Consider the following 23,653-nt stretch of genomic DNA (forward strand, 5'->3'; position numbering starts at 1 on the left):
ACGGCTAATGGATGTCAATTTTTGCTACTGGTTACAGCGGCTCAGCTAAATATGAGAGGTTACCGCCAAGGACAGTGAGATTGCTATCTTGGCGGTATTGCAGCGATTATTTTGAATGCTAATGGCTAATGGCTAATGGCTAATGGCTAATGGCTAATGGCTCTAGCAGTTTTTCTACTATGGCTTGATTGGCGGCAGGAAAATCAAAGCTTGGTAATTCAGCTTGGTTTACCCAGCGCACTTCTTGGCCTTCAAGCCCAATGGCATCGCCACTAAAATCGCTAATCAAGTGAATATCTAATAGCACTTGTTTATCTGAGTAATCAAAACTTTGCAGCATAAACGGCGTGCTGGCATGCACGGTGAGATTCACTTCTTCAGCCAGCTCGCGCACTAAGGCATCGGTTACTTGTTCAAGTGCTTCAACTTTACCGCCCGGAAACTCCCATTTACCGCCTTGATGTAAGTGTGCTGGCCGCTTGGCCAGTAACACTTGGCCGCGGTCGTTAATAATGACGCCGACGGCAACATGTACGCGTTGACTCATTTATCATCCTGTTTGAAAAAGTCGCCATCATCATAACCAACGTCATCTAAGGCATCGATATCAAACTCTTGCTTAACTGGGATAGCGTAGCTTTCGCTGGCCCATTCGCCTAAATCGATAAGCTTGCATCTTTCGCTGCAAAAGGGGCGGAACAGGCTATCGCTATTCCACGGGACTAAGGTTTGGCAGGTGGGGCACTTAACTGTGAGTGTCATAACATTTGCGCCTAAGGTAAATGGCGCTAGTGTATCAGCTCATGTTGCGAGTGCAATCTGTCTGCTGATGAACTTGGGCGCAATCGCGGTTAAGTTAGATTGGCGGCCAGCTGACTAAGTTACTAAGTTAGCGGCAATAGGCGACATCAAAAGCGATATCGGCATCTGTGTGTTTTTGGCTGCTAAAGTCGACAAAATGGATAGAGAAGCGATTGCGCAGGCCACTAATAGTCGGGTAACAATTTACATTGGCTGGTACGCGCACGCGCAGTAAATTCAGCTCCCCTTGGCTTTGTTCTTGATAAAAGCCTCGGTTGGCAAGGTGCGGCACAAACTGCGCATTGGCGCGACTTAAGGTCAGCATGATGCGAATAGGGGTGAGCAGTGGCCAAAAGTGTTGGCACCAAGCTTGATACTCTTGCTGGCGCTGTGGCCAGCTTTTGGCGAGCCAAAAGTGCAACTGAGGTAAGTCAAAGTTACAGCTTGCCCCAGGCATGCTAAGTCTTTGTTTAAGCGCGGCTAAAAACTTGTCTTGTTTTAAAAAGCTGCCTAAACGCTCAGGCTTTTGTAGCTGCTCGCGGGCTAAGGTTAAATCAGCGGCAAAGCTTGCGAGTTCGCTGTTGTCTATGTCGGCATACTGGTTCCACTCATAAATCGCCGCAAGGTGCTTATCAATATCCTTAATCACATCGCTGCGATAATCGCAGCGCTCTGTGAGTTCGCATAAGGAAAATAGCGGTAAAAATCCTTGATGCTGATGATCATTATCTAAGCTCAGCTTAAGCTGCTCGGCTAAGTAATCTAAGCGCAAGTAACTGCGCATTTTTTCGTTAAGCGGCTGTTCAAAAATAATGGTCATAAGCGGTTTAAGCCTTGCTAGCTAGCGTTAAGTAGTGTTGGTGAAGCGCGGCCACTCTGGCTTTAAGCGCTACAACATTTTGATTATTATTGATTACATCATCGGCCATTTTAAGTTTATCGGCGCGTGCCATCTGGCTATTGATGATGTTTTGCACTTGCTCGCTGGTTACTTGGTCGCGCGCAGTTGTTCGGGCAATTTGCTGCGAAGGCTCAACATCGACCAATAAGCTGCGATTAACTAAGCTATCTAAGCCGTTTTCAAATAGCAAGGGCACGACCCAAATCACGTAGCTAGATGTTGCTGTGTTGGTTTGCTTGAGCATCTCTTCGCGGATAAGTGGGTGCAGTAAACTGTTCAGCCACAGCCTTTGCTCGGGCTCACTAAATATCAGTTCTCGTAAGCGGCTGCGATTAAGCGCGCCGCTGTCATCTAAAATATCTGCGCCAAAGTGGGCAGCAATTGCCTTAAGGCCAGCAGAGCCTATATCCACTATTTCACGCGCCACAATATCGGCATCAATTAAATCAATGCCAAAACTTGCAAATATATTGGCGACTGTGGTTTTGCCACTACCTATGCCGCCGGTAAGACCGATAATCATCTGGCTCATAAATCCTCTACGCTAAGCTTGCTAAATACCACTGAGTAATAGATTCACCAAACAGTAGGGCTATCCAACCTGCGAGCGCAATATAAGGGCCAAACGGCATAGGGCTACCTTGCTCCATGCGTTTACTTAGCATTAAACCTATGCCAATAACGGCGCCTAAAACCGATGATAATAAGATAATTAACGGCAGCATTTGCCAGCCAAGCCAAGCGCCAAACAGCGCCATTAGCTTAAAATCACCGTAGCCCATGCCTTCTTTGCCTGTGAGCAATTTAAAGCCCCAAAATACTGACCATAAACTTAAATACCCTGCCATGGCGCCAATCACGGCTGAGTAAATGTCGGTATAAAGACCATTAAGATTAAGTAGCAGCCCTAACCACAATAGTGGCAGCGTGAGTTGATCAGGCAGTAGCATCTCATCAAAATCTATCCAAGTCATGGCAACCAAGCCAAAGGTTAATAAACTTGCCCAAGCAAAAGCGCTAGTGGCGCCAAAATGCCAAGCGAGCACAGTCACTAATAATCCGGTTAAAGCTTCCACTAACGGGTAGCGACTAGAAATTGGTGTGCTGCAATGGCCGCACTTGCCTTTTAATAACAACCAACCAAGCACAGGGATATTTTGCCAAGGCTTAATGGCGGTGTGGCACTTAGGGCAGGCCGAACCTGGCACTATTAAATTGTATTTAGCGGGGTAGCCATCTTGCGGCGCTTTTAAGGCGCTTAAGATAGGTTTTAGTTGCTTAGGGTCTAGCTTAATATTTTCGTTATGCTCAAGGTAATCATGGCATTCTTGCTGCCATTCGCGCTTCATCATAATCGGCAGGCGATGGATAACCACATTAAGAAAACTGCCTATGGTGGCGGCAAAGATAAAACTTAGGCTGTAAAACAGCCAAGGCTGGGAGTCCATTAAGGTGATAAATTCGGTCATAAAGTTATTCTTTGGCTGTAAGCCCAATAGATGCGGGCGTCTGGATGAAGGACTTATAAACAACTAAGCCCTTAGTGATAAAGGGCTTAATCATTAATGGTTTATTCTTTTGGCTATTAAGCTATGTTACCGCGATTCTGCTGGCTTGGAACGTTAATTTATGGGCTAATTAATGCGCTAGTTGATAGGCTACAATCCCTAAGCCGGATAATGGGCTTAATTGGGGCTTATCGTAGCCATTCATTAGTCGCCAACCATTCTTAACTAACCACTTTACCCATTTCAAAGATAGGTAAGTACATACCTACAATCAGGCCGCCAACTAAGGTACCAATTACCACCATCATGATAGGTTCAATTAAGCTCGATAAGCCATCAACGGCATCATCCACTTGCATCTCATAGATATTGGCGACCTTGTTGAGCATGTTATCAAGGGATCCCGACTCTTCACCTATCATCACCATTTGGATCAGCATGTCAGGGAATAATTTAGTGGTTTGCATGGCAACGTTCATCTGCATACCGGCCATCACTTCTTGGCGGACCTTTAGTAAAGCCTGGCGGTATACGGCATTGCCTGAGGCGCCGGCAGCACTTTGAAGACCATCAATTAACGGTACGCCCGCGGCAAACGTGGTGGCTAAGGTGCGGGCAAAACGTGCCATCGCTGCTTTATGCAAAATATCACCTATGGCGGGGATTTTGAGTACCATTTCATCGACGCGATCGCGAAATAATTGCGAGTTATGATGGGCGCGTTTAAATAGCCAGATGCCAATAATAATGCCGCCGGCAAAGTAGTGCCACGAGGCTTGCAGCGCTTCAGAAATGGCAATAATAAATTGGGTAAAAGCCGGTAGTTCGGCGCCAAAGCCATTAAAAATTTCTTGAAACTGGGGCACTACCATGAGCAATAATAAGGTGGTGACGCCAATCGCGACCACTACCACAGCCGCAGGGTAGAACATGGCCTTTTTAATTTTTGATTTTAAGGCTTCGGCTTTTTCTTTATAAAGGGCAATGCGGTCAAACACTTGCTCAAGGGCGCCGGAATGCTCGCCTGCCGCCACTAGGTCGACATAAAGCGCATCAAAATACTGGCGATATGGGCGAATCGAGTCAGAAAGTGGAATACCGGTTTTTAAATCGTTAATAATATTGGCTAGTAATTCGCGCATTTTAGCTTTTTCATGACCACGCCCCAATAGCTCTAAGGTAGTCACAATCGGCACGCCGGCGGCTAACATGGTTGCGATTTGGCGAGTGACCATGGCAATATCCATGGCCGTTATTTTCTTCTCACTTTTAAATAATGGTGCCGACTTTTTGTTAATCGATTTAGTGGTGATGCCTTGTGTCTTCAGTATGGCTTTCACTTCAGCGTTACTTGTGCCCTTGAGCTCACCGCTGGTGCGTTTACCGTCGCGATTTATGCCTTTCCAAGCAAAGGTAAATACCTTAGGTTGAGCTTTAACGGCTTTGTCGCTGGATTTTTTGCTTTTGGCAAGTGAGCTAGCCATTCGAACCTCTTGGGCATGCTTGAATGTTAAATAACACGGCTTAAAAAGCTTAAGCGTACTTAAAAACTAGTGACGCGGTTAATTTCTGCCAAGCTGGTCATGCCTTGAATCACTTTTAATAATCCTGATTGGCGCAAATCATTCATGCCCTGCCGCTTAGCAACGTCATTGATTTGTAGGGAATTACCGCCTTCCATAATGATGCGCGATATCTCATCACTCATCTTTAGGGTTTCATAAATACCTACTCGCCCTTTGTATCCGCCAGCGCAAGCATCGCAGCCCACTGGCTTATAGAGGGTAAAACCGTGGCCAATTTGCTCTTCACTAAAGCCTAAGCGCAGCAATTCATGTTGCGGTACATCTTCTGGCTCGCGGCAATGGGGGCAGAGCCTACGGGCTAAGCGCTGAGCAATAATTAAATTGACAGAGCTCGCTATGTTGTAACCCGGCACGCCCATGTTGATTAAGCGGGTTAAGGTTTCGGAAGCCGAGTTGGTATGTAAGGTGCTTAATACTAAGTGACCGGTTTGCGCGGCTTTAATGGCAATTTCAGCGGTTTCTAAGTCACGAATTTCACCTACCATCACCACATCTGGATCTTGGCGCAAGAATGAGCGCAAGGCGGACGCAAAGGTTAACCCCGCCTTTAAATTAATATGAACTTGATTGACGCCTTCTAAGTTAATTTCTACCGGATCTTCGGCGGTAGAAATATTGCGCTCTGTGGTATTAAGAATATTAAGGCCAGTATAAAGGGATACGGTTTTGCCAGAACCAGTGGGGCCTGTCACTAAAATCATGCCCTGAGGTTTGGCTAGCATTTCCATATATAAGGCTTGCTGCTCGGGCTCATAACCGAGTTTTTCAATACCAAGCTGCGCAGAAGAGGAGTCTAAAATACGCATTACGATTTTCTCGCCCCACAGGGTCGGGAGGCTAGATACTCGAAAATCTATGCTTTTGGTGCGCGATAATTTCATTTTAATGCGGCCATCTTGTGGCACTCGGCGCTCAGCAATATCAAGTTTGGCCATGACCTTTAAGCGCGCCGAAATTCTATTGCTTAAGTTAATCGGCGGTTCTGATACTTGATGCAAGATACCATCAATACGAAAGCGCACGCGGTAGCGTTTTTCATAAGGTTCAAAATGTAAATCAGACGCCCCTTTTCGAATGGCATCGGTCAGAATCTTATTGATATACATGACGATAGGCGCTTCATCGGCCTCATCCTTAATATCATCAAGGTTGTTACTGGTATCTTGCACTTCCATATCGGCCAAGGCCGATTCATCCATATTGCCAAAATCTAGGCTAGATAAATCATCTTCAAGCACCTTTTCAAGGGCTTTAGCGAGCTTATCTTCTTCTACTAATATGGGTTCTGCGTGCAGGCCGGCGCTAAATTGAAAATCTTCGAGGGCATTAAAATTAGTAGGGTCAGAGGTGGCGATATACAGGCGCTTACCACGCTCAAACAGCGGCAGGCAGCGGTGTTTTTCAATCAGTTTTTTATTAAGAAATTTTTCTGGAATTAAGCTTAAATCAAACTCGGCTAAATCAAGCAGCGGCGTGCCGTATTCTTGATAGCAAAGCTCGGAAATGGTTTTAGCGGAGATAATATTATCCGCCACCAGAGTGGTAACTAAGCTCTGGCGGCGGCTTTTTGACTGACCAATAGCCGCATTTAGCTGCTCAGTGGTGAGCAGCCCTTGTTTAATGAAGAGGGTCGATAACCCTAAATGTAGGCTAGTGGTAGACATAGATTATGCTTCTGGTTAGCCTGCTGCTGCTGCTGGTGGTGGTAAGCCTGCGCCTTTATTACAATTGGGTAAATCATCATCGGTGGCGGCAGAAGTTTTATCCATTTTAAAGGTTACCCCACCTGCACCATCAAACTCAGCTTTTAAGATGCATTTCGATTCAGTCCACACCAAATCCATCGCGGCATCTTTTGCAGGTTCAGCCGTTAGAGCTGTAAATTTTTTATTTTTTGCAACTTCATCTTTAATGCCTTCGCAGCCAATAGCTGTTTGGTGACAAGCTTGGATTTTTTGGGCGTAAGCGGTAATGCCTTTCATTGCTGCACTACCTTCCGCACTTGTGACATAGTCTTTATACGCGGGCAGCGCGATGGCGGCCAGAATACCGATAATGGCTACTACTATCATCAGTTCGATCAGGGTAAAACCCTTAGTTTTGTTAATCGCTTTCATGTGTGACTCCATTAATAAAAGTGCAGGGTGTTGCCCTGATGTCCTTGTGGGTTGCGCCTTAGCTGGCTTCCCTCAAAAATGGTCATAAATCATAGATAAGTGACCATTGAGTTATCCTATTTTATTAGATTAATTTACTGTAAAACTTAAAGAGTGCGCGATCGCGCAAGGCTGAAGATGGGGAACTAGCACTCGTGGCAATGTAGCTGTTGGCATAATTGCGTGGAGTGAGGGGCTTGTATTACATTCAGCGCACATTGCGAATTTAGCTAGTTAGCTAAATTCGCGGTTATGCGTGTCCAAACCTTGTTGTTTTAGTCAGTTCCATCTGCATTCTTGCTTAACTCAAACAGAATAAGCTTAGCTGCAATCGCTAGGCTTGCTCTATCTGTTATTAACTTTGGTGATTGTTAATAGCATTAAGGCTTACATGTAATACGTTAGTATAATTGTGGCGCAAATGGAATCGTTTGTTTTGTTAATTTTGCGCTAAATTGATGTATCTCTTTAAAAATTTACTTAAGCGGTCAAATTTGCGCCAACCCTTTGGCGGCAAGACAAGTAACGACAATAAGATTGACGCAGTCAAACTATTGACTGACGCGAAAATGTGAGTTTTTTTTGAGTTTGGGCGGAAGTTCCCGTAAAGCGAGTGGATTGAATTTTTGGCTGGGCAAAGGTGGGTGAAGGTGAGTTACTTTATAAATGATCTCGCCAGTTAACAGGTAACTGACGAGTTAATTTAGCTAATTTTCTTGCTCTGGCGTTTATTTGGCTTGGCTTTTAAATAGAGCTTAGTTTTAGATTGAACTCAGTTTCAGCTAGAGCTTAGCTTTTTAGGCGCAGTGATAAGTCAAGGGCGCGCACATGCTTAGTGAGCGCACCGACCGAGATAAAATCCACCCCAGTATTGGCATAAGCTGTAATGGTATCTAAGGTAACATTGCCTGACACTTCAAGCTTAGTGTGTTGCCCTTGGGCGATAAAGCCTTGATTGATAGCCACAGCATCAAGCATTTGGCTCACTTCAAAATTATCGAGCATGATAATGTCAGCGCCGCCGTTTAGGGCTTGCGTGAGCTCATCTAAGTTTTCCACTTCGACTTCCACAGGCTTAGTGGCATCAACTGTGCGCGCCGCTTTAATCGCCGCGGCAATGCCGCCGTAAGCCATGATGTGGTTCTCTTTAATCAGGAAAGCATCAAATAAACCGATTCTATGGTTTTTACCGCCGCCGCAGGTCACTGCATATTTTTGCGCGGTTCTAAGACCTGGTATGGTTTTACGGGTATCAAGTAAGCGGGTATGAGTGCCGCTTAATTTATCGACATAACGCTTAGTTAAGCTAGCAACGCCGCTTAAGGTTTGAATAAAGTTCATAGCGGTGCGCTCGCCGGTTAAAATCGCGCGTGCTGGACCGCTGAATTCGCATAGCACTTGGTTGGCGATGACTAAATCACCATCATCCACATGCCAGTGCAGCGCAACATCGCCGCCTAGTTGATTAAACACTTGCTCGGCCCACGCTTTACCGCAAAACACGCCATCTTCACGGGTAATTAAAGTGGCTTCAGCGTACTTATCAGCAGGGATTAATTGGGCGGTAATATCGTGATCCAGTGGGTTATCGCTGCCAAGATGAGCGGCTAAGCCTAAATCTTCATCGAGCGCCTGTTTAACGCTAAGGCGAATATCATTTTCCAACATGTTCAGGATCCTAGTAACAACTCGAAATTGGCTAGAGAGTAGCATAAATGCCAAAGTGTGAGCTAGATTGCGGGTGGCCAAACTTCAGCATTTAATGCGTTCGCCATGTTTGATTTACTGCTGCATCTTCTTAAACATATCTAACCATATTTGTTTTACTATAGGCGCAGTGTGTGGCGCTAATAGCGCAGAACAGGCTAGTAATAGCCGCTAAGGGCATTGGAGTCAGCCTTAATGATTAATCACAAAAAAAATGCAGTAACTCTTGGGTTACTTTGGCAAGACGGTTGGTATTTAGCGGCCAGTAAACGCGCATCGCCGTTTTTTAATGCGCGCCCGCAAGGTGACGTGAGCTTAGGTAACGTGAGCTTAGGGCAGGTGAACTTAAGTGAAGTGAGCTTATTAGTCATTCATCACATTAGCCTGCCTGCAGGGGAATTTGGCGGGCATTTTGTCGATGACTTATTTATGGGAGCCTTAGATTGCAATGCCCACCCAAGCTTTGCCGAGCTAAACGGCCTTGAAGTGTCAGCCCATTTTTTTATTCGCCGTGATGGTGAGCTTATTCAATACGTGAGCTGCGATGACAGAGCTTGGCATGCAGGTTTGTCTTGTTTCGGTGGCCGTGACAATTGTAACGATTTTGCCATAGGTATTGAGCTTGAAGGCACGGGGGAGACTGCTTATACCGCGGCGCAATATCGACAACTAATTAAATTAACTAATGACATAACAGTAGCTTATCCAAAAATAACTGTGGATAGAATTTGTGGCCACAGCGATATTGCGCCAGGGCGTAAATATGATCCAGGTGCCAGTTTTGATTGGATTGGCTACCGACAAGGCTTGCAAGCGTCAAGATAGTGATACTATGGGCTAATGGATGCTTTGCGAGCTTGAGCCTAGTGTTGCTTAAGCTCATGACACAATAATTCAAGGATATATCATGGCTCTGTTTTCTTTTTTGGTTGCTATCTTGGTCGAGCGTTTCAAGGTGCTGCCTTTATCGCTGCAATTAGACAGGTTATTTAATCGGTATCATTTGTCCTTGTTTGGTGATAAACAAGTGCGTAATTTGGGGGTGTTGGCATTAGCCTTAGTGCTGCCAAGTGTGACTGTGGCTTTGCTGCTCTATGCCGTGCAAGGCATGTTTTGGGGCGCACTATCGTTAACCTTGTGGGTGCTGGTGGCGATTTTATGTTTTAGCCATTTAGATCAACGCCAAATATTTAAGCGTTATATTCAAGCGGCTTGCCGCAGTGATATACAAGCTTGTTATCACTATGCGGGCCAATTAGATTGCAGCGAATGCTTAGATGCCATTAATAGTCGCGATCTCGGCTTAAAGGTGGGGCAGAGCGTTGCTTGGATCAATTACCGTTTTTATGGTGCCATTGCTTTATTCTTTATTTTCTTAGGGCCAGTGGGCGCAGTGTTTTATTGCACTGTACGTTTTTATGACGAGCAGCGCCGCCGACGCCAGCTTAATTTACCTTTAGTGGCGCAGCTGTTATTTGTGCTGGATTGGTTGCCTAGCCGCCTGTTTTCTTTTGGCTTCTCTTTGTGCGGTGAATTTAATCGCGGCTTTAGTGTATGGCGCCAGTTAGTGATCAACCCTAAAGTCAGTGCGCGGCAGTTAGTGGCTGAAACTGCCATGGCAGCGCAAGTGTTAGCGTTTAATGAGGTGGAAGATGATGAGCAAACAACGGAAAGTGATCATCAAGATGCCAGTTGTTTAGAGCTCGAACCTACTTTAGCTATGCTTGCGTTGAGTAAACGCAACTTTATCTTGTTAGTAGTGGTGTTATCTTTGCTAACGATTTTTGGGGTGGTTAACTAGATATCTGGCTTAATAACAATCACTTAGTGAGCAATCCGCAGCGTAAGCGCTGCGGTTTTTTTTTGCCAGATTACTGATATTCTAAAAACTGTGCGTTAGATCGATTAAGGCAATCGGATTTTTGCTGCAGAATAAATCCCAGCCAAAAAATGGGGCGTAATTAGCATTTTTTGGTGGGTTATTGAACGATTTTGGGTGGTGCTCGGTGCTAGTGAGGCAATTAGTGCGCATGCCAATTTGGATAATAGGCTAACAAAACTGTGCGAACTTAGGCATAAATGCTAGATTTTAAGGCTGATTATTAAAGGGAATTTATTTGGTTGGATAAATGCTGTGCACCAAGCGCATGTTTTTAGTCTATTTTTGTGCAAGCATTGATTTGAATCAAGTTAGCATTGATTTCGTTATTTTGTTTATGTCTTTTTGGGGCGCGCTCACAAAAATAAACTGCAATTGATCTGAATCACTTTGTGGACAGGATATGTGTGATTTGATAAAGTGCGCTCACTCATTTAAATTGGTAAGACCAATTGACAACAGAGCTGAGGGCCAATGATGGCTTATAGTAAAATAAACCAGCCGAAAATTTCCGATGTGATTATGCAACATCTTGAACGCATGATCTTGGAAGGCAGTTTGCAACCGGGTCAAAAACTACCGGCAGAGCGCGAACTGGCAATTCAATTTGAAGTTTCTCGTCCTTCATTAAGAGAAGCGATTCAAAAGCTGGAAGCCAAAGGATTGCTGCTGCGCCGTCAAGGTGGTGGCACTTACGTTAAAGAACAGCTCTGGCAAAGCCTTGCCGATCCTATCGTTGAACTGATGCAAAATGATAGAGAAAGTCAGTATGACTTACTCGAATTTCGTCATGCTACTGAAGGCATGATGGCCTATTTTGCCGCACTGCGCGGCACTGATGCTGACATGCAGCACATTAAAAAAATGATCCTTGAAGTTGAAACAGCTAAAGGCATTGAGGCGCAATCCCATGCAATAGTGCGTTTTTATCGCGCCATTGCCGAGGCCTCTCACAATGTGGCTATGTTACATCTAGTATTAAGTTTAACCCCTGTGCTGCATAACAATGTGGCAGAGAATTTGGAGCTTCTGAGCCGTCGAGAAGATGCTTCCACTATGGCTAATGATCACAGACGCGCGCTTTTGGCCGCGATTGTTCGCCGCGACCCTGAGGGCGCGCGCGAAGCTTCGAATGAACATTTAAGTTATATCGAAGAAGTCATGTTAGCCGTCAGGGATGAAGACAGCCGGTTGCAGCGTAGTCTGCGCCGATTAAAACGTGGCGAATAATCGTAATCCAGCGCTGAATAACGCAGCCGGAACGATGCCCTTTAAAGGTGTTTGGCAGTAATGACTTGCCAAACGCATCCGAATATTCAATTTTATTTTGTATAGGGAAGGACAGCGACATGTCTGAACATATGCTACAAGACTTAGATCCACAGGAAACCACTGAGTGGTTGTCGGCTCTCGAATCAGTTGTACGCGAAGAAGGTGTTGAGCGTGCTCAATTCTTACTTGAGCAAGTACTTGATAAGGCTCGTTTAGATGGCGTTGATATGGCCACTGGTATTAATACCAACTATATCAATACTATTCCTACGAACCAGGAGCCAGCATATCCTGGCGACACTACCCTTGAGCGCCGCATTCGTTCAATCATTCGCTGGAATGCCATCATGATCGTGCTACGTGCGTCTAAGAAAGACTTAGACCTCGGTGGCCACATGGCGTCTTACCAGTCATCAGCTGCTTTCTACGAAGTGTGCTTTAACCATTTCTTCCGTGCTCCTAACGAAGTTGATGGTGGCGATTTAGTTTATTATCAAGGTCATATCGCACCTGGTATCTACTCGCGCGCTTTCCTTGAAGGTCGTTTAACTGCTGCTCAGTTAGATAACTTCCGTCAAGAAGTTGATGGTAAAGGTTTGCCTTCTTACCCGCATCCTAAGCTGTTACCAGAATTCTGGCAATTCCCGACTGTATCTATGGGTCTTGGCCCAATGTCAGCCATTTATCAGGCTCGTTTCCTGAAATACTTAAATGGTCGCGGTCTGAAAGACACGTCTGCTCAACGCGTATACGCCTTCTTAGGCGACGGTGAGATGGATGAGCCAGAATCACGCGGTGCTATCTCTTTCGCAGCTCGCGAAAAGCTTGATAACCTGTGTTTCTTAGTTAACTGTAACCTGCAGCGTCTTGATGGCCCGGTTATGGGTAACGGCAGCATCATCCAAGAATTGGAAGGTCTGTTCCGCGGCGCGGGTTGGAACGTAGTTAAGGTTATCTGGGGTAACAACTGGGATTCTTTATTAGCTAAAGACACTACCGGTAAGTTACTGCAGTTAATGAATGAAACTGTTGACGGTGATTACCAGACCTTTAAGTCAAAAGATGGCGCTTATGTTCGTGAGCACTTCTTTGGTAAGTACCCAGAAACGGCTGCCTTAGTTGCTGATATGACTGATGACCAAATTTTCGCGCTTAAGCGTGGTGGTCATGAATCATCTAAGTTATATGCTGCTTTCGTTAATGCTAAAGAAACCAAAGGTAAGCCAACTGTTATTCTGGCTAAAACCGTTAAAGGTTATGGCATGGGCGACGCGGCTGAAGGCAAGAACATTGCTCACGGCGTGAAGAAGATGGACATGACTCATGTTCTGCATCTGCGTGACCGTTTAGGTCTTGAAGATCTGCTGAGTGATGACAAAGTCGCTGAACTGCCGTATTTACAGTTAGAAGAAGGTTCTGCTGAATATAACTATCTGCACAGCCGTCGTCAGGCGCTGCATGGTTATACACCACAGCGTTTACCAAACTTCACTGAAGAACTAATTGTGCCAGAAGTTGAAGAATTCAAGCCGTTGCTCGAAGAGCAAAAGCGTGACATCTCTACCACTATGGCGTTTGTACGTGCATTAAACGTACTGCTGAAGAACAAAAATATTGGTAAGAACATAGTACCAATTATTGCCGACGAAGCCCGTACCTTTGGTATGGAAGGCCTGTTCCGCCAAATCGGGATTTATAACCCACATGGTCAGGAATACACCCCAGAAGATCGCAGCATAGTGTCTTACTATAAAGAAGCGACTTCAGGCCAAGTATTGCAAGAAGGTATTAACGAACTGGGTGCAATGTCATCTTGGGTAGCTGCAGCAACATCTTACAGCACCAACGACTTGCCAATGATCCCGTTCTACATCTACTACTCTATGTTCGGTTTCCAACGTGTTGGCGACATGGCGTGGATGGCTGGTGATCAGCAAGCTCGTGGCTTCTTATTAGGCGCTACCGCTGGCCGTACTACCTTAAACGGTGAAGGTTTACAGCACGAAGATGGTCACAGCCATATTCAGGCGAACACTATTCCTAACTGTATTTCTTATGACCCAACGTTTGCTTACGAGTTAGCGGTAATCATGCAAGACGGTATCCGTCGCATGTATGGCGATCAAGAAAACGTGTTCTACTACCTGACGCTGATGAACGAAAACTACGCCATGCCAGCCATGCCAGAAGGCGCTGAAGACGGCATTCGTAAAGGTATCTACAAGTTAGAATCTTATGCCGGTGAGCATAAAGTGCAACTGTTAAGCTCAGGCACCATCATGAACGAAGTGCGTAAAGCCGCGGCCATTTTGAGTGAAGAGTATGGCGTAGCCTCTGATGTATTCTCTGTGACTTCATTCAACGAGCTGACTCGTGATGGACAAGACGCTGAGCGTTACAACATGCTGCACCCAGAAGCTGAAGAGAAGCAAGCTTACATCAGCCAAGTGATTGGTAAAGAGCCAGCGATTGCGGCTACCGATTACATGAAGAACTACGCTGAGCAAGTGCGCGCCTTTATGCCTTCTGTATCTTACAAGGTATTAGGCACTGACGGTTTCGGTCGTTCAGATAGCCGTGAAAACCTGCGTCGTCACTTCGAAGTGAATGCAAGCTATGTCGTAGTTGCTGCCTTGTCTGAATTGGCAAAGCGTGGCGATATTAAGAAGTCGGTTGTGACTGAAGCTATTGCTAAGTTCAACATCGACGCTGACAAGATCAATCCGCTGTACGCGTAAGAGGCAAGATAAAATGACAATCCAAATTCATGTCCCAGACATTGGTGCTGACGAAGTTGAAGTGACCGAGATTTTGGTCAGCGTTGGCGACAAAGTGGAAGCTGAGCAGTCTCTTATCTCTGTCGAAGGCGATAAAGCATCGATGGAAGTTCCGGCCTCTACTGGCGGTATCGTTAAATCTATTAAGATTGCGATTGGCGACAAAGTGACTACCGGTTCATTAATCATGGAATTTGACGCAGAAGCGGGCGCCCAGCCTGTTGCTGCGCCGGCTCCAGCAGCTGTTGCCGCTCCTGCGGCAGCAGTGAGCACTGCACTGCAAGCGGTTAACGTGCCAGACATTGGCGGCGATGAAGTTGAAGTAACTGAAATTTTGGTTCAAGTAGGCGACACAGTTGCTGCTGACCAAGCCATCATCAGTGTTGAAGGCGATAAAGCCTCAATGGAAGTACCAGCGCCATTTGGCGGTGTACTGAAAGAGCTGAAAGTTGTTGTTGGTGACAAGGTCTCAACTGGCAGCTTAATCATGATGTTTGAAGTTGCAGATAGCGCTCCAGTGGCAGCTCCTGCAGCCGTAGCGGCTCCTGTCGCTGCTGCAGCGCCATCTGTTCAAGATGTGATGGTGCCAGACATAGGTGGTGATGAAGTTGAAGTGACTGAAATCATGGTTAAAGTAGGCGACGCTGTTGCTGCTGACCAGTCACTGATTAGCGTTGAAGGCGACAAGGCTTCTATGGAAGTTCCTGCTCCTTTCGCTGGTACTGTGACCGCGATTAAGATTGCCCTGGGCGATAAAGTCTCTACTGGTTCACTGATCATGAGCTTTAGCGTAGCTGGCGCCGCGCCTGCAGCTCCTGCTCAAGTGGCAGCTCCTGTTGCAGCACCAGCCGCGCCTGTGCAAGCGGTTGCATCTGTAGCGCAAGCTGCTGTTGCTAGCGGTGAGTTCGTGAATAACGCCGCTTATGCACATGCATCACCAGTCATCCGCCGTATGGCCCGTGAGTTAGGTGTTAACTTAGCTAACGTAAAAGGTTCTGGTCGCAAGAATCGCATTGTTCGTGAAGACGTACAGGCTTATATCAAGGCTGCTATCAAGCTGGTTGAATCTGGCCAAGTGAGCGCTAAAGCGACCACAGGTGGTGAACTGGATCTGCTGCCTTGGCCAAAGGTTGATTTCAGCAAGTTTGGTGAAACTGAAATTAAAGCACTGTCACGCATTCAGAAGATTTCTGGCGCTAACCTGCACCGTAACTGGGTTAAAATCCCTCATGTTACTCAGTGGGATAACGCTGATATTACTGAACTGGAAGACTTCCGTAAGACGCAAAATGCTGCTGAAGCGAAGAAGAATTCTGGCATGAAGATCACCCCATTGGTGTTCATCATGAAAGCGGTTGCTAAGGCGCTGGAAGCTCACCCAACCTTTAACTCGTCACTGTCTGATGATGGCGCGAGCTTAATTCTGAAGAAGTATGTCAACATTGGTATCGCCGTTGATACGCCAAATGGCTTAGTGGTACCTGTGTTCAAAGACGTGAACAAGAAAGGCATTCACCAGTTATCTGAAGAGCTGATGGTTGTGTCTAAGAAAGCCCGTGACGGTAAGCTGACTGCTGCCGACATGCAAGGCGGTTGTTTCACTATTTCAAGCTTAGGCGGCATTGGCGGTACGGCATTTACGCCGATTGTTAACGCTCCTGAAGTGGGTATTTTGGGCGTATCTAAGTCTGAAATTAAGCCAGTTTGGAATGGTAAAGAATTTGCTCCACGCTTAATGCTGCCACTGTCACTGTCTTACGATCACCGCGTGATCGATGGCGCTGAAGGTGCACGCTTTATTACCTTCTTGAATAACTGTTTATCAGATATTCGTACCCTGGTTTTATAAAAGTTAAGGCTGCTGTTTAGCAGCAGCCTTTTTATATAGCTTTTAAGTCAGTGATTGTTATCTGAGCTAAACACAGGTTAGAATCGGCCAAACTACAAGGACTTCGGTGTTCAATAGCCGGCTCTTAATCTGGAAGCGATAGTATCGCTAGCACTGATAAGAAATATAGAGGAAGACATGAGTAACGAAATTAAAACTCAGGTAGTGGTATTAGGCTCCGGCCCTGCCGGCTATTCAGCAGCATTTCGCGCCGCCGATCTTGGTTTAGAGACAGTGATCGTTGAACGCTTTAATACTTTAGGTGGCGTGTGCTTGAACGTGGGTTGTATCCCATCTAAAGCCTTATTGCACGTAGCTAAAGTGATTGAAGAAGCGAAAGTAATGGCTTCTCACGGTGTCACTTTCGGTGAGCCACAAATCGATATCGAAAAACTGCGCGCTTATAAAGCTGGCGTAGTTGGCCAATTGACTGGCGGATTGGGCGGCATGTCCAAGATGCGTAAAGTGAATGTGGTTAATGGTGTTGGTCAATTTGTTGGCCCTAACACGATTGAAGTGACTGGCGCTGCTGGCGTAACTCGCATCAATTTCGATAACGCTATTATCGCTGCGGGTTCGCGTCCAATCGAATTACCTTTCATTCCTCATGAAGACCCACGTATTTGGGATTCAACCGACGCCTTAGAACTGAAAGAAGTTCCTAAGAAAATGTTGGTAATGGGCGGTGGTATTATTGGTCTAGAAATGGGCACAGTATACGCAAGTTTAGGCAGTGAAATCGACGTGGTTGAAATGTTCGACCAAGTGATCCCGGCTGCCGATAAAGATATCATCCGTATCTTTACCAAGAAGATTAAGCAGAAGTTTAATCTGATGTTGGAAACTAAAGTGACTGCGGTTGAAGCTCGCACTGATGGCATTTATGTCAGCATGGAAAGCAAAACCGGTCCATTAGAGCCAGTACGTTATGATGCCGTATTAGTGGCTATTGGTCGTACGCCAAATGGTAAGCTGATTGCCGCTGATAAAGCTGGCGTGAATGTTGATGAACGTGGTTTCATCAATGTTGATAAGCAAATGCGCACTAACGTGCCGCACATTTTTGCTATCGGCGACATCGTTGGTCAACCTATGTTGGCTCACAAAGGTGTGCATGAAGGCCATGTGGCTGCTGAAGTAATTTCTGGTCTGAAGCATTTCTTCGACCCTAAAGTAATCCCATCGATTGCTTATACTGACCCAGAAGTCGCTTGGGTCGGTGTAACCGAGAAAGAAGCTAAAGCACAAGGCTTGTCATACGAAGTATCGACTTTCCCATGGGCTGCAAGTGGCCGCGCTATCGCATCTGATGCGAGCGACGGTATGACTAAGCTGATTTTTGATAAAGATACCCATCGCATTATTGGTGGCGCCATTGTTGGTGTTAACGGCGGTGAGTTGTTAGGTGAAATTGGCTTAGCCATTGAAATGGGTTGTGATGCTGAAGATTTAGCATTAACCATCCATGCGCACCCAACCTTGCATGAATCTGTTGGTCTGTGCGCCGAAGTGTACGAAGGTTCTATCACTGATTTGCCAAACCCAAAGGCAAAAAAGAGAAAATAAGCCTTAAGGCTTAAAACTAAAAGCGCCCTAGTGGCGCTTTTTTGTTGTTAAAATCTCAAGCAATTTTACAACAATAAACACTAATTCAATGTGTTGCCTTGCGCTTCTTGCTAGAATCATTGCCAATATGACATCTGTGTCGCTATGGAGCTTGGTGATGGTGCGAACCCTTTTACTTTGGTGCAGTCTGACGTTGCCCTTTATAGTGCTGGCTGATGATGGCAAACGGCCGACTGTGGGGTTAGTGCTCAGTGGCGGCGGCGCCAAAGGGGCGGCGCACATTGGCGTGCTTAAAGTACTCGAAGCCAATAAAATCCCGGTGGATTATGTGGCCGGCACCAGTATCGGCGCCTTTGTTGGTGGCATGTATGCCTTAGGCTATAGCGTGATGGAAATCGAAGCCATTATGCTTAATACCGACTGGGCGGCAGGCTATTCAGACACTATCGCTCGCCAAGATTTAAGTTATCGCGATAAGCAGCAGCGCGATGAATATAATATCCCGCTCGACTTAGGCTACAGTGATGGCCGCATGAAATCTCCCCGCGGTTTACTCAATGGCCAAACCATGGCGTTACTGCTACAAGATGCCGCAGGCCTAGTGCAGAATTTTGATAGCTTTGATGATTTATCCATTCCTTATCGAGCGGTCACAACCAATCTCATCACCAGTGAAGCTTATGTGCTGGGCTCAGGCAATATAGTGACAGCCATGCAAGCGTCAGCCACTGTGCCTGGGGCTTTGTTGCCAGTCGAACTTGATGGCATGCTGCTGGTGGATGGCGGTATTGCCAACAACATGCCGGTGGATGTGGTCAAAGCCATGGGCGCAGATATAGTGATAGCCGTTGATATCGGTTCATCCTTGATGACTAAAGAGCAGCTCACAGGCACTATTTCAGTGTTAAATCAGTTATCGACCATCTTGACTAACGCCAGCACTGAAAAGCAAAAGTTACTACTGACAGATAAAGATATTCTTATTCGCCCCGATGTTGGCGATATGAGTACCACAGATTTTACTATCATGCCCCAAGTCTTGCCTTTAGGCATAGATGCTGCCATGGCGCAAATAGATAAGTTGCAAACACTGAGCCTTGATGATGCCAGTTGGCAAGCTTATACCAATCATAAAGCCGTAGTGCGAGAACAGTGGGTTGATGAACTGAAAGCGCCGCTGATAGCCGTAAAGCTTAATAATCAGTCCGATGTGAGTGATGCCATTATTTATGATTCCTTAGGCATAGGCGCGGGCGCTTTGGTTAATAAAGATGAGTTAGATGCCGGTATTAATCGAATTTACTCCCTCGATTTGTTTGAACGGGTTGATGCTGAGTTTTTAGATACCTCGCAAGGTCGGGTGTTAGTAGTAACCACTAAACCTAAATCCTGGGGGCCTGATTATTTTCAGTTAGGGCTTAACTGGGAAGATGACTTTACATTGGAATCGGCCTTTAGTTTTGATTTTGCCTATCAAATGACAGGCCTTAATGAGCTTGGCGGCAGTTGGCGCAACGAGCTGCAATTTGGTTCTGAAAAGCTATTTGCTACTGAGTTTTATCAGCCCCTTGATAATGATCGTTTGTTTTACGCAAGAGCCCGCGCTCAGTATCAAATTGAAGATTTAGATTTGTTTGATGCTAATCGCTTGTTGCTGGCACTGACTAAAAACACCTATCAAATCGACTTAGGCCTTGGGTATAACTTCAGTACTCCTGGGCGGATTGAGTTTGGATTTACCGGTGATGCGGGTGATTTATCGCAAGAGATGTATTTCGATAATCAACTCGATTTCAATAGTTATGGCGCTTATGTGCTGCTCGGCTATGACACCTTAGATAGCATAAGTTTTCCGACTTCAGGTAATCGCGTTAATCTTAATGTGTATTGGCGTAAAGAGAAGCTTGATCTCATAGGGAATCAATCCCATGGAAATTCGCTGCAAGTTGAGTTTGATTGGAAAGGCGCCTTAAGTGTCGGTAATCATGCTTTTGTGGGTAAGTTTGCGGCAGCAACTGTTGATAATGAAGGCGTTTACACGCTGCAATTGTCTGAGCTTGGCGGATTTTTAAATCTCTCTGGCTATCACAGAGATGCGTTAATCGGGCCGCATAAGTTATTTGGCGCCATGATTTATCAGTATGATTTAGGCCGCGATATGCTGGGGATGGATGCTTTCCCCTTGTATTTGGGCTTAAGCGCTGAGGCCGGTAATGTGTGGCTGCAAAAAGATGTCGTCAGTTTTAATGATTTAATCTATGGCAGCAGCCTTTATTTAGGCACAGATACCGCGCTCGGCCCAGCAGCACTTGGGTTTGGCGTGACAGATACAGGTGAGCGCTCCTTATATATTTTTGTGGGTAAAAACTTCTAAGTTTATCAATGGCGAGCTTAATCACGACCTTAATCACAGCCATGATTGAGGTCGCAATAGTCGTTTACAAATTCAGCACTCGCTAGTCACACGCGGCGTGATAAGCTAAATTGTTGACACATTGAAGTTTAAGCCAAGGAATAATAATGAATAAAGTAAGCTCCTTAGCCTTAGGGATAGCATTAACCTTAGGGCTCGCCGCATGCAGCCATAGTGACAAGTCTGCGACTAGCCAAGCGCCAACTAGCCCAGCGGTTTCTGGCATAGAAACCAAGAATTTTGACCCTGCAGTGCGCCATCAAGATGACTTCTATTATTCAGTCAATGGCTTGTGGTTAGCCAACACGCCAATTCCCGCCGATCAATCTAACTATGGCGCTTTCTCTGTGCTGTATGATGAAAGCCAGCAAGCATTAAAGCTGATTATCGAGCAAGCGGCTGCCAATAAAGGGGCAAAGGCTGGCACCAATCAGCAAAAGATTGGCGATTTTTATAACAGCTACATGAATACTCAGTTACTTGATGAGTTAGGTGCTAGCCCTATTCAGCCGCTGTTAAGTGATATTGCTAAGGCTAAAACCCATGATGAACTCGCCGCCGTCATGGGCAAGTTGCTGATTAATGGCGCCAGCATTCCTATGGGCTTTTATGTCAATAATGATGCTAAAAATTCCAGCGAATATGCCGTCTATTTAGGTCAGTCTGGGCTTACTTTGCCTGATAGAGATTACTATTTAAAAAATGAGCCAAAGTTTGTAGCGAGCCGCGAAGCCTTAGCTAAATACGTGACCGAAGTGATGACTGAGGCGGGTTATAGCGCGCCTGAGCGCGCCGCGCAAAGTGTAGCCGTGATTGAAAACTTTATTGCTGAGCATCAATGGAGCCGCACTGAATCGCGCGATGCCAACAAGCGTTACAACAAGATGAGTATGGAAAAGCTGCAAACCTTACTTGGTAGTTTTGATGTCAGCGCTTTTAATCAGGCCGTTGGGCTAGAAGGTAAAACCGCGGATATTATCGTGTCGCAGCCGTCTTATTTTGAGGCCTTAGGTAAGAAGTTTAAAACTCTGCCACTACGCATGTGGCAAGACTATTTAGCTTTCCATTTAGTGGATAATTACGCTGAGCTGCTGAGTGGCCAGTTTGTGGATTTGCACTTTGGCTTTCACGGTCAAACCTTGCAAGGCATAGAAGCGCAAAAGCCGCGCTGGAAGAAGGCGGTGGATGCGGCCGATGGCGTGATTGGTGAAATGATCGGGGAAGAGTACGTTAAAGCCAACTTCAAGCCAGAAGCTAAAGCGCGCATGGAGGTGATGATCCAAAATCTGATTAAGGCCTTTGAAGTCAGCATTAATGAGCTTGAATGGATGAGCGCTGCCACTAAGTTGGAAGCGCAAGACAAGTTATCTAAATTTACTTACAAAATTGGTTATCCAGATAAGTGGCGCGATTACAGTGAATTAAGCTTGGCGGCCGACGATCTGGTTGGTAACTATGAGCGTTATAGCCAGTTTGAATACGCGCAGATGATAGCTAAGTTAGGTAAGCCCATAGATCGCACTGAGTGGCATATGACGCCGCAAACGGTGAACGCCTATTTTAACCCAGTGATGAATGAAATCGTGTTTCCCGCCGCGATTTTGCAACCGCCGTTCTTTAACATGGCAGCCGATGACGCGGTTAACTATGGCGGCATAGGCGCTGTGATTGGCCATGAAATCAGCCATGGTTTTGATGACCAAGGCTCTAAGTACGATGGCAATGGCAACTTACGCAACTGGTGGACTGAGCAAGATAAGCAAGAGTTTACCGCTCGCGCTAAGCAACTGGCAGAGCAGTACAGTCAGTATGAAGCGTTGCCTGGCAAGTTTGTGAATGGTGAAATGACCTTAGGCGAGAATATTGGCGATCTGGGTGGCTTAACTGTGGCCATGCGCGCCTATCAAATGAGTCTTATTGGTAAGCCATCGCCTGTGCTTGATGGTTTAAGCGGTGAGCAGCGCTTATTTGTGGGTTGGTCACAAGTGTGGCGCCGCAATTATCGCGATGAAGAAATGGGACGACGCTTATTAACCGATGTGCATTCCCCTAGTCATTATCGCGCCATGGGCACGCCAAAGAACATTGCTGAATTTTATCAGGCGTTTGATGTTAAAGAAGGCGATAAGATGTATTTAGCGCCTGAGCAAAGAGTCAAAATTTGGTAAGCGCGTTCAAGTGAACTAAATAAGTAAAAATTATTAAGCCAGGCACTGCCTGGCTTAATTTTAGGTCGCTGATTGGTCATGATACTTAATTGACTAGTCAACTTTAATCATATGAAACATTAATGACTGTGTTGACGGGGGTCTTGCTTAAGGCTCATCTCACACCAGCTTTGCTCACATAAACTATCGAGTAAATTAGGCAGTTCCAGCAAACTTTGGCGCTGATAATGACTGGCGCCAAAACCTTTATCTTGCGCTTGCTCTAACGCTGGGATCACTAAGGTCTGCATGCCAGCAGCGCGCGCCGCTATCATGCCATTGACAGAATCTTCCACGGCTAAACATAAATTGGGCGCGACGCTTAAGGCGTATGCGCAATTAAGATATACCTCAGGGTGCGGCTTACCGTACGCTAAGCCTTCGGCGCTACAAGTGGCAGCAAAATAATGGCCTAAATTCAGGCGCGTCATCACGGCATCTAAAATAGAGCGCGGTGACGATGTTGCTAACCCAATTTTTAGCCCTAATTGCTGACAATGTTTAAGCGCGGCTTCAACGCCGGTTAAGGCTTCGCCCGATTCCAGAATAAAATCCACTAAGCGCTGACTAATGTAATCGGTGACTTGCTGCTTGTTAGCATTAGGCCAAGGCTTACGTTGATACCAGTATTCCACCACTTGATCGACCCTAAGGCCTGTGGTGGTGATGACATCACTTAGGGTGAGATTAAGACCCACGGCCGCAAAGGCGGCGATTTCTGCTTGTTGCCACTGGGGCTCTGAATCTATCAGTACGCCATCCATATCAAAAATTATTGCTTTAATTGCCGCCATCTTCAGGCTTCTCCAATGATTTACCCGATCTACACTATCGTCTAATTCCCTAACGCATTAGTAAAATTTACACTGATTAGTGTTAAATGATGCAGATTAGTTGTTGCTAGTTGTGAGCTAATGCATAGTTTTGTAAAGCTGTAGTATACTGGCAAGCGGAAATGCGTGGTAAAGGTATCATGCCGCTTGAGCGAGTGA

The 23,653-nt window shown here is 45.9% G+C and carries 18 protein-coding genes; 8 read left to right on the forward strand and 10 right to left on the reverse strand.

Annotation, left to right across the window (positions count from 1 at the left end; translation table 11 throughout):
• Nucleotides 1-139: 139 nt before the first annotated feature.
• The 9 genes from mutT to nadC form a co-directional block, all read right to left on the reverse strand.
• Complete coding sequence (gene mutT, locus AC1HDP_RS14955) at nt 140-547, reverse strand: 8-oxo-dGTP diphosphatase MutT (RefSeq protein ID WP_479639347.1); 408 nt, start codon at nt 545-547, stop codon at nt 140-142.
• On the reverse strand, nt 544-762 hold the full coding sequence (gene yacG / locus AC1HDP_RS14960; RefSeq protein ID WP_479639348.1) for a DNA gyrase inhibitor YacG: 219 nt from the start codon (nt 760-762) through the stop codon (nt 544-546). Before yacG ends, mutT begins: the two co-directional genes overlap by 4 nt.
• Before the next feature lie 127 nt (nt 763-889).
• Nucleotides 890-1,621, reverse strand: coding sequence for a cell division protein ZapD (gene zapD, locus AC1HDP_RS14965; protein ID WP_479639349.1), 732 nt, complete (start codon nt 1,619-1,621; stop codon nt 890-892).
• Nucleotides 1,622-1,628: 7 nt separating this feature from the next.
• Entirely contained in the window at nt 1,629-2,234 is a 606-nt protein-coding gene (gene coaE, locus AC1HDP_RS14970; protein ID WP_479639350.1) for a dephospho-CoA kinase, read from the reverse strand.
• 7 nt (nt 2,235-2,241) lie between these two features.
• Nucleotides 2,242-3,171 (reverse strand): prepilin peptidase, encoded by a 930-nt coding sequence (locus AC1HDP_RS14975; protein ID WP_479639351.1) that lies wholly within the window; start codon nt 3,169-3,171, stop codon nt 2,242-2,244.
• Nucleotides 3,172-3,431: 260 nt separating this feature from the next.
• A complete protein-coding gene (locus tag AC1HDP_RS14980) occupies nt 3,432-4,694 on the reverse strand; it encodes a type II secretion system F family protein (protein ID WP_479639352.1) in 1,263 nt (420 codons plus the stop codon).
• 59 nt (nt 4,695-4,753) lie between these two features.
• Nucleotides 4,754-6,460, reverse strand: coding sequence for a type IV-A pilus assembly ATPase PilB (pilB, locus tag AC1HDP_RS14985; protein WP_479639353.1), 1,707 nt, complete (start codon nt 6,458-6,460; stop codon nt 4,754-4,756).
• Between the two features lie 15 nt (nt 6,461-6,475).
• Nucleotides 6,476-6,904 (reverse strand): type IV pilin protein, encoded by a 429-nt coding sequence (locus tag AC1HDP_RS14990; protein WP_479639902.1) that lies wholly within the window; start codon nt 6,902-6,904, stop codon nt 6,476-6,478.
• Between the two features lie 837 nt (nt 6,905-7,741).
• Entirely contained in the window at nt 7,742-8,620 is an 879-nt protein-coding gene (nadC, locus tag AC1HDP_RS14995) for a carboxylating nicotinate-nucleotide diphosphorylase (protein WP_479639354.1), read from the reverse strand.
• Between the two features lie 234 nt (nt 8,621-8,854).
• Here nadC and ampD point away from each other — a divergent pair, with 234 nt between their 5' ends.
• From ampD to AC1HDP_RS15035, 8 genes are all read left to right on the forward strand, one after another.
• Nucleotides 8,855-9,484: a 1,6-anhydro-N-acetylmuramyl-L-alanine amidase AmpD gene (ampD, locus tag AC1HDP_RS15000; protein WP_479639355.1), complete on the forward strand. Its 630-nt coding sequence runs from the start codon at nt 8,855-8,857 to the stop codon at nt 9,482-9,484.
• An 82-nt stretch (nt 9,485-9,566) separates the two neighbouring features.
• Nucleotides 9,567-10,460, forward strand: coding sequence for a beta-lactamase regulator AmpE (gene ampE / locus AC1HDP_RS15005; RefSeq protein ID WP_479639356.1), 894 nt, complete (start codon nt 9,567-9,569; stop codon nt 10,458-10,460).
• 555 nt (nt 10,461-11,015) lie between these two features.
• Nucleotides 11,016-11,768 (forward strand): pyruvate dehydrogenase complex transcriptional repressor PdhR, encoded by a 753-nt coding sequence (gene pdhR / locus AC1HDP_RS15010; protein ID WP_140933974.1) that lies wholly within the window; start codon nt 11,016-11,018, stop codon nt 11,766-11,768.
• A 119-nt stretch (nt 11,769-11,887) separates the two neighbouring features.
• Nucleotides 11,888-14,548, forward strand: a complete 2,661-nt coding sequence (aceE, locus tag AC1HDP_RS15015) for a pyruvate dehydrogenase (acetyl-transferring), homodimeric type (protein WP_479639357.1) — start codon at nt 11,888-11,890, stop codon at nt 14,546-14,548.
• Between the two features lie 13 nt (nt 14,549-14,561).
• Nucleotides 14,562-16,436, forward strand: a complete 1,875-nt coding sequence (gene aceF, locus AC1HDP_RS15020) for a pyruvate dehydrogenase complex dihydrolipoyllysine-residue acetyltransferase (protein ID WP_479639358.1) — start codon at nt 14,562-14,564, stop codon at nt 16,434-16,436.
• Nucleotides 16,437-16,613: 177 nt separating this feature from the next.
• The gene (gene lpdA / locus AC1HDP_RS15025; RefSeq protein WP_479639359.1) at nt 16,614-18,041 is read left to right on the forward strand and encodes a dihydrolipoyl dehydrogenase; all 1,428 of its coding nucleotides are present in this window, start codon (nt 16,614-16,616) and stop codon (nt 18,039-18,041) included.
• 157 nt (nt 18,042-18,198) lie between these two features.
• Nucleotides 18,199-20,415: a patatin-like phospholipase family protein gene (locus AC1HDP_RS15030; RefSeq protein ID WP_479639360.1), complete on the forward strand. Its 2,217-nt coding sequence runs from the start codon at nt 18,199-18,201 to the stop codon at nt 20,413-20,415.
• A 146-nt stretch (nt 20,416-20,561) separates the two neighbouring features.
• Complete coding sequence (locus AC1HDP_RS15035; RefSeq protein WP_479639361.1) at nt 20,562-22,622, forward strand: M13 family metallopeptidase; 2,061 nt, start codon at nt 20,562-20,564, stop codon at nt 22,620-22,622.
• A 119-nt stretch (nt 22,623-22,741) separates the two neighbouring features.
• Here the strand turns inward: AC1HDP_RS15035 and hxpB are convergent, their stop codons facing one another.
• The gene (gene hxpB / locus AC1HDP_RS15040; protein WP_479639362.1) at nt 22,742-23,455 is read right to left on the reverse strand and encodes a hexitol phosphatase HxpB; all 714 of its coding nucleotides are present in this window, start codon (nt 23,453-23,455) and stop codon (nt 22,742-22,744) included.
• Nucleotides 23,456-23,653: the final 198 nt, after the last annotated feature.

The organism is Shewanella sp. ISS20 (genome assembly GCF_056522965.1).